The sequence below is a fragment of the Shimia sp. Alg240-R146 genome (assembly GCF_947331465.1).
GTDB lineage: Bacteria > Pseudomonadota > Alphaproteobacteria > Rhodobacterales > Rhodobacteraceae > Shimia.
Window position 1 is genome coordinate 460,330 of sequence record NZ_CAMZOK010000003.1, and the last position, 12,183, is coordinate 472,512.

Genomic DNA, 12,183 nt, shown 5'->3' on the forward strand with positions numbered 1-12,183 from the left:
GCACGATTCGTCAACTTTTGCGGGAGTTTCTCCCGGCGCCATCACCCGTGCCCCGGCTTCACAGGGCGCGGCCTGTGTGTTGGCTTAGGGTGTCCTGAATGCTGCGCTACGCTCTCAAACGTCTGCTGTCGCTGCTGATCAGCCTCGCCGTTGCGTCGATAGTGATATTTGCGGTGATCGAAATCGCACCCGGTGATCCGGCCAGCTTTATGCTTGGGATGAATGCACAACCCGACACCGTCGCTGCCCTGCGCGCAGAGCTCGGCTTGGACGTCTCCAAAACCCAAAGATATCTCAACTGGGTCGGCGGCATGCTGTCGGGTGATTTCGGCACCTCCTACACCTACCGCACGCCGGTGGGCGAGATGATCAAGGACCGCATCTGGGTCAGCTTGCCCCTCGCGCTCTATGCCCTCACGTTGTCCACACTCATCGCCTTCCCCGTCGGCATCTACGCCGCCGCCCGCCGCGGCAAACCCGGCGACATGGCCGTGATGGGCGCCACGCAATTTGGCATCGCTGTGCCGAATTTCTGGTTCGCAATGATGCTCGTGCTGATCTTCGCCATCAACCTGCGTTGGTTTTCCGCAGGTGGTTTTGCCGGCTGGGACAAAGGCGCGGCGACTGCCCTGAAATCCCTGACCCTGCCCGCCATCGCGCTGGCCCTGCCGCAATCTGCCATCCTTGCCCGCGTCATGCGCTCGTCGCTGCTCGATATCTTGGGCGAAGACTTCATGCGCACCGCCCGCGCCAAGGGCCTCACCCGCCGGCAAGCTCTCTTCCGCCACGGCCTACGCAACGCACTCATCCCTGTGCTGACCATCATTGGCATGCAATTCGCGTTCCTGCTCGCTGGCGGCATCATCATCGAACAGGTCTTCTTCCTGCCCGGTCTCGGTCGCCTGATCTTTCAGTCCATCTCCGCCCGCGACCTGATCGTGGTGGAAAGCGTGGTCATGCTGCTTGTGTTCCTTGTGATCATGGTGAACTTCGTCGTTGATCTGGCCTATGCCGCCGTCGACCCACGCCTGAGGGCCCGCACATGACCTTGTCGCGCAGCATTCTCATCGGCGGCCTGCTCAGCAGCCTGATCGTCACCGCCGCGTTGATTAGCTTTGTCTGGACCCCGTTTGACATCACCCAGATGGACATCCCCAACAAGCTGCAAACCCCGTCCGCTGAACATTGGCTCGGCACCGATCACTTCGGGCGCGATATCTTTTCGATGATCATGGTTGGCGCGCGCACCTCGTTGGCCGTGGCGCTGGTGGCGGTAGGCATCGGCATGGGCCTAGGCGTGCCACTTGGTCTCTGGGCGGCATCTCGCCAAGGTGGCTGGGCTGACGAAATCATCATGCGCGGCAACGATCTGATTTTTGCCTTTCCCAGCCTCGTCATTGCCATCCTGATCACCGCCATTCTCGGCCCCGGCGCGATCAACGCGATTATCGCCATCGGCATATTTAATATCCCCGTCTTCGCCCGCCTCACCCGCGCCGGCGCGCTTCCTTTGTGGCAACGCGAATTCATCCTTGCCGCACGGGTTGCCGGCAAATCCCCCGCCCGCATCAGCTTTGAACACATTCTGCCCAACGTCGCCAATCTGCTGATCGTGCAAGGCACCATCCAGTTCTCGCTCGGCATCCTCGCCGAAGCGGGGCTCAGCTACGTTGGTCTTGGCGCGCAGCCGCCCACGCCGTCATGGGGCCGTATGCTGGCCGACGCGCAAACCATGGTCGCCTTCGCGCCCCACCTCGCTCTGATCCCCGGCCTCGCCATTATCTCCGCCGTGCTTGGCCTCAATTTGCTGGGCGACGGATTGCGCGACCACCTCGACCCCAAAATCCGGGTGATGCGCACATGACACTTTTGTCCGTCGAAAACCTCTCCCTCGCCATCGGCCCTCTGCCGATCCTGCGCGACGTGACCTTCTCCGTCGCCCCCGGCGAGATCGTCGCCATCACTGGTGAAAGCGGCTCCGGCAAATCCATGACCGCGCTCTCGGTCATGCAACTCCTACCCGACGCCGCCACGACCCAAGGCGCGATCCACCTGCAAGACCGCGACTTGCTTACAATCCCAGAATCCGACCTTTGCGACATCCGTGGCAACGACATCGGCATGGTGTTCCAAGAACCCATGACCGCCCTCAACCCCGTGAAAACCATCGGCGAACAGGTGGCCGAAACTATCCTGATCCACTCGGCAAGCACCAAATCCGAGGCCCACAACCAAGCCGCCGCCATGCTCACCCGTGTTGGCCTGCCGCAAGACCGCTTCCCGCTCTCCCGCTACCCGCACGAACTCTCAGGCGGTCAGCGCCAGCGCGTCGTGATCGCCATGGCCATCGCCCGCCGCCCGCGCCTCCTGATTGCGGATGAGCCCACCACAGCCCTCGATGTCACAACCCAAGCCCGCATCCTCGACCTGCTCAAAGACCTCGTGCAGGAATTCGACATGGGCCTTTTGATGATCACCCACGACCTGGCCGTCGTGGCCGACATGGCCCACCGCATCATCGTCATGCGCCACGGCGAAATCGTGGAGCAAGGCGACACCCGTCACCTGCTCGCCAACATGAGCCACCCCTACACCAAAGCCCTCTTTGAGGCCTCCTCGCACCAAGTCGACCTGCCCGCCCCCGACGAGGGCCCCGTGCCCATCTTGTCCGTGGAAAACGCCACCCGCGACTACCCGCTCCCGCGCACCCGCCTCTTTGCCCCGCGCGAACACGCCCGCGCCGTCAACAACGTCTCCTTTGACATCCACCAAGGCGAACGTCTCGGCCTTGTGGGCGAGTCTGGCTGCGGCAAGTCCACCCTGACCCGCGCCATCCTCGGCCTTGAGCCGCTGCAATCCGGCACCATCACCGCCTTCGGCACCACGGTCAGCCCCTCCATGCCCGCAGCCCAGCGCACCAAAACGCAGGTCGTTTTCCAAGACCCATACGGCAGCTTCAACCCGCGCAAAAAAGTCATCAGCATACTTCTCGAGCCATTTCACAATCATCCGTCGCCCCCGCGCGGGCGGGAGTGGTTTGACGTGATCGGAGGTGCGCTCGAAGAGGTCGGCTTGCAAGATTCGGATTCCGACAAATACATCCACGAATTCTCCGGCGGCCAACGCCAGCGCATCGCCATCGCCCGCGCCCTGATCACCAAGCCAGAACTCATCATCTTTGACGAAGCCGTCTCCGCTCTCGACGTCTCGATCCGCGCGCAAATCCTCGACCTGATCGCGGATCTCTCCCGCCGCCACAACCTCGCCTACCTCTTCATCTCCCACGATCTGTCTGTCGTGCGGACTGTGACCGACCGCGTGCTGGTGATGCAATCCGGCGAAATCGTTGAACACGGCGACACCGAATCCGTCTTCACGGATCCACAACACCCCTACACCCGCAGCCTGATCGCCGCCGCGCCCGTTTTACCCGACCTAAAGGAGGTCCAAAATGCACTTGCCTGACTTGCCGTTCGCCCCGTCGCTCTGCCTGATCGGTGGCCACTGGACCGCCGCTCAGGGCAACGAAACGCTCGACCTGACCAACCCGTCTGACGGCACGGGCCTCGCCGCCATTGCACGCGGCACTTCCGCCGACATCGACGCCGCCGTCGCCGCCGCGCATGTGGCCCGCGCGGGCGCTTGGGGCAAAACCACCGCCGCCGAACGCGGCCGCATCCTCACCCGCATCGGCGAACTGGTCAAAGAACACGCCGACACACTCGCCCTGCTCGAAGCCTTGGATGTCGGCAAACCCCTGACGCAGGCCAAAAACGACGTCACAGCTCTGGCCCGCTACATGGAATTCTACGGCGGTGCAGCCGATAAAGTGCACGGTGAAACCATTCCTTATCTGGACGGCTACACCGTCTACACCCTGCGCGAACCCTTCGGCGTCACCGGCCACATCGTGCCGTGGAACTACCCGATGCAGATCATTGGCCGCTCTGTCGGCGCCGCTCTCGCCATGGGCAACGCCTGCGTCCTCAAACCTGCTGAGGAAGCCTGCCTCACCGCACTCGCCTTCGCCGACCTCGCCATGCAAGCCGGCCTGCCCGCGGGTGCGCTCAACGTCGTCCCCGGCCTCGGCGCCGAGGCCGGAGCCGCCCTCGCAGGCCATCCGGACATTCAGCACATCTCCTTCACCGGTTCGGTCAACACCGGCCGCCTTGTGCAAACCGCCGCCGCCCAAAACGTCGTCCCTGTCACGCTTGAACTCGGCGGCAAATCCCCACAACTGGTCTTTGCGGATGCCGACCTTGACGCCGCGCTGCCCTTTCTGGTGAACGCCGGCATCCAGAACGCCGGCCAAACCTGTTCGGCCTCGTCCCGCATCCTTGTTGAGCGATCTGTCTATGACGAGGTCACCACTCGCATGGCCGCCGCCTACGCTGACATGCGCGCCGCACCGGCGGTCGAGGATGCAAATCTGGGCCCGCTGATCTCCGCCCGCCAAAAGCAGCTTGTCTCAGACTTCCTGACCAAAGGCGCCGACCTCACCCACGCTGCCCAAGGCCAGATCGCCACTGACGCCCCCGGCCACTACATCGCGCCAACCCTTTTTGCCGATGTGCCGCCCGACCACAGCCTTGCTCAGGACGAAATCTTCGGTCCCGTGCAAGTCCTGATCCCGTTTGACACCGAAGAAGACGCCGTGCGGATCGCCAACAGCACCAAATACGGCCTCGTCGCCTCTGTCTGGTCGCAAAACGGCGCGCGCCAGATGCGCCTCGCCAAGCAACTCAACGCCGGACAGGTCTTCCTCAACAACTACGGCGCAGGCGGCGGTGTCGAACTGCCATTTGGCGGCACCGGCCACTCCGGCCACGGCCGCGAAAAAGGCTTTGAAGCCCTCTTTCACTTCTCCCAACTCAAAACCGTTGCCGCCCTGCACGGCTAGGCTTTCCTCTTGCCCCAAATATCCCCGTCGGAGGCACTCATCTCGCCTCAGCTACCAGCCAAAAGGACCAATTGCATGCGTCTACAAAACAAAACAGCCATCGTGACCGGCGGCGCCCAGGGCTTCGGTGCCGGGATCGTCGACAAATTCCTGACCGAGGGCGCGAAAGTGCTGGTGGCCGACATCAACGGTGACGCGGCCACGACCAAGGCCGCCGAGCACGACAGCGCCATCGCCGCCCAAACCGACGTGGCAAACCGCGCCAGCGTGCAATCCATGATCGACACCGCGCTCGCCGCATGGGGTCACATCGACATTCTGGTGAACAATGCGGGCGTCACCCACTTGCCAACCCCGCTGGAAGACGTCTCAGAGGACGATTTCGACCGCGTTTTCGCCGTGAACTGCAAATCGATCTACCTCACCGCACAAGCCATCGTGCCACACATGAAATCCCGTGGCTCCGGCGCGATCTTGCACGTCTCCTCCACCGCCGGTCTCTCGCCGCGTCCCAATCTCAACTGGTACAACGCCTCCAAAGGCTGGGTAAACACGGCCACCAAAACCATGGCGGTTGAACTTGCGCCTCAAGGCATCCGCGTCAACGCCCTCAACCCTGTCGCGGGCGAAACCCCGTTGCTGAAATCGTTTATGGGTGAAGACACCCCCGAAATCCGAGCCAAATTCATCTCCACAATCCCATTGGGTCGCTTTTCCCAACCCGAGGACGTGGGCAACGCCGCTGCCTTCCTTTGCTCGGACGAAGCCAGCATGATCACTGGCACACTGATGGAGGTCGACGGGGGGCGCTGTATTTGATTGTGCAGTCGCAGCATTCAATTTGCTCAATCATACGGCAAAAGCCGCAAGAATGCCGATAAATTAAGCAAACCACATGATGCACCCCACGCCACCTCTGGCCCCTGCTGTCCTTGCCCCGATACCAAAGGGGCAAGCCACTCCAGCAGGACAAAGCCGTGACCGACAAGCTCACCATTCTTATTGTCGAACCAGACAAAACCCGCGCCGAGGCGATCATCGACAGCCTCGCGGCCACCGGTGATCACCACATCCGCGTTCTGTCCGGCTCCACCGGCCTCGCGCGTTCGGTTGCTGAAATGAACCCGGACCTCGTGCTTTTGGACATGGCCAACCCCAGCCGCGACGCCATCGACGCGCTCACGCTGGCATCCTCCCCGCTGGAACGTCCCGTTGCCATGTTTGTAGACCGGTCCGATGACGGCTTGACCAAAGCCGCGATTGAAGCCGGCGTGTCGGCCTATGTCGTGGACGGCATGCAGCCGGACCGCATCAAACCCATTCTTGACGCCGCCATCGCGCGGTTCCACATGTTCTCGCGCATGCGCTCCGAGCTTGCCGCCACCAAACGCGCCCTTGAGGAACGCAAGATCATCGACCGCGCTAAAGGCATCCTCATGCGCGCCCGCAACATGTCCGAGGACGACGCCTACGCCCTCATTCGCAAGACCGCCATGAGCCAGGGCAAAAAGATCGCCGACGTCGCCCAAGCCCTCGTCACCGCCTCGGAGCTTCTGTCATGAGAACCCTTCCCCTGACCCTTGGCTTCATGCCGCTGGTGGACGCCGCCCCCCTTGTTATTGCCCGTGAATTGGGGTTCGCCGAAGAAGAGGGTCTCGCTCTCACCCTGCAAAGCGCACCGAGCTGGTCGACCCTGCGCGACCGACTTGTTCTGGGTCAGATCGAAGCTGCCCACATGCTGTCTCCGGTGCCTGTGGCGATGGCGCTTGGGCTTGGTGGATTGCCCACACAACTCGATGCGCTTTCAGTTTTATCCATAAATGGCAACGTGATAGGCATTTCCAACGCGCTCGCCGATCAACTCGACACCGCAGGATCCACGCCTGATTTTCTCGATGCCAAGGCGGCCGGCGCTGCACTTTCAAGCCTGAAAAAACCTCTGCGCATCGGCGTACCTTTCCCGTTTTCCATGCACGCCGAACTGCTGCACTACTGGCTCGCGGCTTCTGGCTTGAACACCGCCCAGGCGCTCGACGTACGCACCATCCCGCCCCCCCTCATGGCCGACGCCATCGCCACCGGCGAGGTCGACGCTTTTTGCGTGGGCGAACCTTGGGGCTCCATCACCGTTGAAAACGGCGGCGGCACGTTGTTGTTGCCGGGCGCGGCCATCTGGCAGTTCGCGCCGGAAAAAGTCCTCGCCGTGCGCCACGAATGGGCGGCATCAGAACCCGACATCACTGGCCGCCTGATGCGCGCAATTTGGAAAGCTGGCCGTTGGCTCGATCAGCCTGACAAACACGCCACCGCCGCCGAGATCCTGAGCTGGCCGGAATATCTCGGAGTCTCAGCCGAAATCACTGAACGCGCTCTTTCGGGAAATCTCCTGATCAATGCCCGTGGCCGTTCGCGCCATGTGCCACAGATGATGGATTTCTTCGCCGGCGCCGCCACCTTCCCGTGGAAAAGTCAGGGCGCTTGGATCGGGGCCCGCATGGCGGCCCGTTTTGGTCTGGACCGCGCACAATCCGCCGCCAAAGCCGCCGCCGTTTTCCGCTCTGATCTCTACCGCCGCCACCTCGGTCCGTTAGGCGCCGATTTGCCAGCAGCGTCAGAAAAACTCGAAGGCGCGCTGTCCGAACCCACCCGCGCCGCAACCGACTCAGGCACGCTGATTCTCGGTCCGGATCGCTTTTTTGATGGTCAGGTTTTCGACCCGGAGCGACCTGAGTGCTGATTTTTTGTGCAAACCCATGCACCAATGCGGCGGCGCAGCATAAATTGCCTCCCAGCTCTTGCTGCGCCGCCGCGATGACTGCCAGATAGGTACAAGTTTGGAGCAAGGTTGTTCCGACCCATGCTTTCCCCAAGGTTGGGGAAAATACAGAGCAAAGCCGCTCGACTTGTCGCCGTACCTCCTCCCTCGGCGCTGGTCAGCGGCTTTTTTCGTTCTCCCGCCTCGCCACAGGCACTGCAAAGGACAGTCTTATGAAACGCATCACTTCCATTCTCGCGGCCACCACGCTGCTCGCGGGTCCGGCATTGGCCCAATTGGAGCTCGAAAAAGACGAGCTGACATTTGGCTTCATCAAACTCACCGACATGGCACCGCTCGCAGTTGCCTATGAACAGGGCTATTTCGATGACGAAGGCCTGTTTGTAACGCTCGAAGCACAAGCCAACTGGAAAGTCTTGCTGGATGGCGTGATCGACGGACAACTCGACGGCGCGCACATGTTGGCAGGCCAGCCTCTCGCGGCCACCATCGGCTACGGCACCGAGGCCCACATCATCACGCCTTTCTCGATGGATCTGAACGGCAACGGCATCACCGTTTCCAACCAGATCTGGGAAGAAATGAAGCCAAACATCCCGCATGACGCCGAAGGCAAGCCGGTTCACCCGATCTCCGCATCTGCGCTCAAGCCTGTCGTTGAAAAATACACCGACGAAGGCAAGCCTTTCAACATGGGCATGGTTTTCCCTGTGTCGACCCACAACTACGAACTGCGCTACTGGCTCGCCGCCGGTGGTCTGGAGCCAGGATACTACTCCCCTGAAAACATCACCGGCCAGATCGGCGCAGACGTGCTCTTGTCCGTGACGCCTCCGCCACAGATGCCTGCCACAATGGAAGCTGGCACAATCTACGGCTACTGTGTGGGCGAGCCTTGGAACCAACAGGCCGTGTTCAAAGGCATCGGTGTTCCCGTGATCACCGACTATGAGCTCTGGAAAAACAACCCCGAGAAAGTCTTTGGCATCAACGCCGACTTCGCCGAGCAATATCCAAACACCACCATCGCCGTGACCAAAGCTTTGATCCGCGCGGCCATGTGGCTCGATGAAAACGACAACGCCAATCGAGAAGAAGCGGTAAAAATCCTCAGCCAGCCAGAATACGTTGGCGCGGATTACGACGTGATCGCCAACTCGATGACCGGCACGTTTGAATATGAAAAAGGCGACAAGCGCGAGGTCCCCGACTTCAACGTCTTCTTCCGCTACAACGCGACCTACCCCTTCTACTCCGACGCCATCTGGTACCTGACCCAAATGCGCCGCTGGGGCCAAATCGCAGAGCCCAAGACAGACGCTTGGTACGACGAGACAGCCAAGTCCGTCTATAAGCCTGCGATCTATCTCGAAGCAGCCCGCCTGCTGGTCGACGAAGGTCTGGCAAACGAAGCTGACTTCCCATGGGACAGCGACGGCTACAAAGCGCCAACCCCGTCCGAAGATATCATCGACGGCATCGCCTATGACGGCAAAGCACCAAACGCCTACCTCGACAGCCTGCCAATTGGCCTGAAAGGCGACCAGCGCGTCGTCGGCACCGAGATCCAGGGCTAACGATCACTCCCTCGGGATGGCGGGTGGGGCGGCGTTGCTCCTCAGAGCAACCAGCGACCCACCCGCCATTCCGCCTTTAACACCGCCGCCGGTTTGCCGACGCAATACCGACGCAAAACAGCCAAGCGAGAACGGCCGCCGCGCCAAGGACCCAGCCATGACCACAATCGACCCGCAATCCATTGCTGACGAAGACCGCGAAGCGCGCCGCGCCCGCCTCTTCACCCGCATCAACAAGGCCGACGGCTGGTTCCAAGTCCTCGGCCTTGGTTTCATGACACCCCTGCTCAAAGCCGCCGCCGGCGACAACCCGCGCGCCCAAGCCGCCGAAATCTGGCGCCTGCTGGGTGTGCCGCTTCTGGCAATCCTTGTCTTCCTGATGCTCTGGGCCAACTTCGCGCCCAAAGTGCAAACCTCACTCGGCGCCGTCCCGGGGCCCAAAGAGGTCTGGACCGAAGCCGTGCTACTGCACGAAGACGCCAAGGCCAAAGCCGCCAAAGAGGCCAAGTTCCTTGAGCGTGTCGATGCACGCAACGCCAAGTTCATCGCCAACGGTCAGCCCGAAAAAGTCAAAGATATCAAATACACAGGCAGCCCGAGCTACTACACGCAAATCTGGACGTCGATCAAAACCGTCTTTTTCGGCTTTCTGATCGGCACGCTGATTGCTGTGCCTGTCGGCATCATGGCGGGCCTGTCGCCCTACGCCAACGCCGCCGTGAACCCACTGATCCAGATTTTCAAACCGGTCTCGCCGCTCGCATGGTTGCCCATCGTGACGATGGTTGTCTCCGCGACCTACACCGTGGACGACGGCCTGTTCTCCAAAGCCTTCCTGACCTCGGCCATCACCGTGACGCTTTGCTCCCTCTGGCCAACGCTGATCAACACGGCCTTGGGCGTCGCCTCCATCGACAAAGATCTGGTGAGCGTGTCCAAAGTCTTGAAAATGAACACATATACCAAGATCACCAAACTGGTTCTGCCTTCGGCCTTGCCCCTGATCTTCACCGGTCTGCGCTTGTCGCTTGGGGTTGGCTGGATGGTTCTGATCGCCGCTGAAATGCTGGCGCAGAACCCCGGTCTTGGTAAATTTGTCTGGGATGAATTCCAGAACGGCAGCTCCTCCTCGCTCGCCAAGATCATGGTCGCCGTCTTCACAATCGGCATCATCGGCTTCCTGCTGGACCGCCTGATGTACGCGATCCAATCGCTCTTCACCTTCACATCAAACCGGTGATCCCCATGAGCATCCTCAAATTTGAAAACGTTTCCAAAAGCTTCGGTGAAGGCACCGCCAAAACCGACGTCCTGAACGGCATCGATCTGGATGTGCAGGAGGGCGAGTTCCTCGTCCTTCTGGGCTTCTCGGGATCTGGTAAAACCACGCTAATCAACCTGATGGCGGGGCTTGAAAGCCCCTCATCAGGCAATGTGACCTTCAAAGGCAAACCGATCTCTGGCCCCGGCCCCGAACGTGGTGTGATCTTTCAGTCTTACTCGCTGATGCCGTGGCTGACGGTGAACGGCAACGTGCGCCTCGCGCTCGACAGCGTGTTCCCGAAAATGCCCAAGGCCGAGAAAGAGGCCAAGGTCGATCACTACATCAAAATGGTCGGCCTCTCCCACGCCGCCACGCGTCGCCCAGCCGAACTTTCCGGTGGCATGCGCCAACGTGTGAACGTCGCCCGCGCCTTGGCGATGAACCCCGAAGTTTTGCTTCTGGATGAACCCCTTAGCGCCCTTGATGCTCTCACCCGCGCCAATCTGGCGGACGAAATCGAAGCCATCTGGCAGGCCGAGAAAAAAACTTGTGTGCTGATCACCAACGACGTGGACGAAGCCATCATTCTGGCCGACCGCATCATCGCGCTGAACCCTGACGGCACCTTGGGCCAAGAGTTCAAAGTAGACATCCCCCGCCGCCGCGACCGTATGGAAATGAACCACCACGACGGGTTCAAGAAACTGCGCGCCGAGGTGACCAAATACCTGATGGACGTCGGCATCGCAGCCAAGACCGAAGGCACCAAAGTGCTGCCAGACGTCACCCCGATCCACGGCGTGCCAGCAGCCGTCAAAGATGCCCAGAAAGGCATGATTGATCACAACTTTTTGGACTTCTCCAAACTGCACAAGATCTATCCCACGCCCAAAGGCCCGCTCACCGTTGTTGAAGACTTCGACCTCAAAATCCAACGCGGCGAGTTCATCTCTCTGATCGGCCACTCCGGCTGTGGCAAATCTACAGTCCTGACAATGGCGGCCGGCCTGAATGAAATATCCAAAGGCGGTATCCGTCTTGATGGCCGCCACGTCGAAGGCGCTGATCCTGAACGCGCGGTGGTCTTTCAATCACCCAACCTTTTCCCATGGCTTTCGGCCAAGGAAAACGTCGCGATTGGCGTGAACAAGGTCTATCCCAAGGCCTCGATGGCCGAACGCCAAGACGTGATCGAATACTACCTCGAGCGCGTCGGCCTGGGTGACGCCATGGACCGCCCCGCGCACTCCATGTCCAACGGCATGAAGCAACGCGTCGGCATTGCCCGCGCTTTTGCCCTGTCGCCAAAACTCCTGCTTCTGGACGAACCTTTCGGCATGCTCGACAGCCTCACCCGCTGGGAGCTTCAGGAAGTGCTGATGGAAGTCTGGGACCGCACCAAAGTGACCGCGATCTGCGTCACCCACGATGTGGACGAGGCCATTCTTCTGGCGGATCGCGTGGTGATGATGACCAACGGGCCACAGGCCACAATCGGCAAAATTGTCGATGTGGATCTGCCCCGCCCACGCACCCGCAAGGCGTTGCTAGAGCACCCTGACTACTACCGTTACCGCCAAGATGTGCTCGATTTTCTTGAAGAATACGAGCACGGTGCGAAGCCAAAGGCCAAACCGGCCAAGGCCATCGCAGCGGAGTAGCAAAG

10 protein-coding genes are annotated in these 12,183 nt (G+C 60.9%); all 10 read left to right on the forward strand.

Going from position 1 to position 12,183, the window contains the following annotated elements; all coding sequences use genetic code 11:
- Positions 1-98 precede the first annotated feature (98 nt).
- The 10 genes from PG871_RS17825 to PG871_RS17870 all read left to right on the forward strand — a co-directional run bounded on the left by PG871_RS17825 (position 99) and on the right by PG871_RS17870 (position 12,178).
- Positions 99-1,046, forward strand: coding sequence for an ABC transporter permease (locus PG871_RS17825; RefSeq protein WP_270731825.1), 948 nt, complete (start codon positions 99-101; stop codon positions 1,044-1,046).
- Positions 1,043-1,864 (forward strand): ABC transporter permease, encoded by an 822-nt coding sequence (locus PG871_RS17830; protein WP_443020509.1) that lies wholly within the window; start codon positions 1,043-1,045, stop codon positions 1,862-1,864. The genes PG871_RS17825 and PG871_RS17830 overlap by 4 nt, the downstream gene beginning before the upstream one ends.
- The gene (locus tag PG871_RS17835; RefSeq protein WP_270731827.1) at positions 1,861-3,465 is read left to right on the forward strand and encodes an ABC transporter ATP-binding protein; all 1,605 of its coding nucleotides are present in this window, start codon (positions 1,861-1,863) and stop codon (positions 3,463-3,465) included. Before PG871_RS17830 ends, PG871_RS17835 begins: the two co-directional genes overlap by 4 nt.
- Positions 3,452-4,900, forward strand: coding sequence for an aldehyde dehydrogenase family protein (locus PG871_RS17840; protein WP_270731830.1), 1,449 nt, complete (start codon positions 3,452-3,454; stop codon positions 4,898-4,900). The genes PG871_RS17835 and PG871_RS17840 overlap by 14 nt, the downstream gene beginning before the upstream one ends.
- A gap of 75 nt (positions 4,901-4,975) precedes the next feature.
- Complete coding sequence (locus tag PG871_RS17845) at positions 4,976-5,719, forward strand: SDR family oxidoreductase (RefSeq protein ID WP_270731833.1); 744 nt, start codon at positions 4,976-4,978, stop codon at positions 5,717-5,719.
- A 158-nt stretch (positions 5,720-5,877) separates the two neighbouring features.
- On the forward strand, positions 5,878-6,462 hold the full coding sequence (locus PG871_RS17850) for an ANTAR domain-containing response regulator (protein ID WP_270731836.1): 585 nt from the start codon (positions 5,878-5,880) through the stop codon (positions 6,460-6,462).
- Entirely contained in the window at positions 6,459-7,637 is a 1,179-nt protein-coding gene (locus tag PG871_RS17855; RefSeq protein ID WP_270731838.1) for a CmpA/NrtA family ABC transporter substrate-binding protein, read from the forward strand. Before PG871_RS17850 ends, PG871_RS17855 begins: the two co-directional genes overlap by 4 nt.
- Positions 7,638-7,888: 251 nt before the next feature.
- Positions 7,889-9,253 (forward strand): CmpA/NrtA family ABC transporter substrate-binding protein, encoded by a 1,365-nt coding sequence (locus PG871_RS17860; RefSeq protein WP_270731840.1) that lies wholly within the window; start codon positions 7,889-7,891, stop codon positions 9,251-9,253.
- Positions 9,254-9,410: 157 nt separating this feature from the next.
- Positions 9,411-10,493, forward strand: coding sequence for an ABC transporter permease (locus PG871_RS17865; protein ID WP_270731843.1), 1,083 nt, complete (start codon positions 9,411-9,413; stop codon positions 10,491-10,493).
- 5 nt (positions 10,494-10,498) lie between these two features.
- Positions 10,499-12,178, forward strand: a complete 1,680-nt coding sequence (locus PG871_RS17870; protein ID WP_270731845.1) for an ABC transporter ATP-binding protein — start codon at positions 10,499-10,501, stop codon at positions 12,176-12,178.
- Positions 12,179-12,183: the final 5 nt, after the last annotated feature.

Coding starts and splice junctions, on each gene's coding strand:
- PG871_RS17825 (WP_270731825.1), top strand. CDS start 99: ATGCTGCGCTACGCTCTCAAACGTCTGCTGTCGCTGCTGATCAGCCTC.
- PG871_RS17830 (WP_443020509.1), top strand. CDS start 1,043: ATGACCTTGTCGCGCAGCATTCTCATCGGCGGCCTGCTCAGCAGCCTG.
- PG871_RS17835 (WP_270731827.1), top strand. CDS start 1,861: ATGACACTTTTGTCCGTCGAAAACCTCTCCCTCGCCATCGGCCCTCTG.
- PG871_RS17840 (WP_270731830.1), top strand. CDS start 3,452: ATGCACTTGCCTGACTTGCCGTTCGCCCCGTCGCTCTGCCTGATCGGT.
- PG871_RS17845 (WP_270731833.1), top strand. CDS start 4,976: ATGCGTCTACAAAACAAAACAGCCATCGTGACCGGCGGCGCCCAGGGC.
- PG871_RS17855 (WP_270731838.1), top strand. CDS start 6,459: ATGAGAACCCTTCCCCTGACCCTTGGCTTCATGCCGCTGGTGGACGCC.
- PG871_RS17860 (WP_270731840.1), top strand. CDS start 7,889: ATGAAACGCATCACTTCCATTCTCGCGGCCACCACGCTGCTCGCGGGT.
- PG871_RS17865 (WP_270731843.1), top strand. CDS start 9,411: ATGACCACAATCGACCCGCAATCCATTGCTGACGAAGACCGCGAAGCG.
- PG871_RS17870 (WP_270731845.1), top strand. CDS start 10,499: ATGAGCATCCTCAAATTTGAAAACGTTTCCAAAAGCTTCGGTGAAGGC.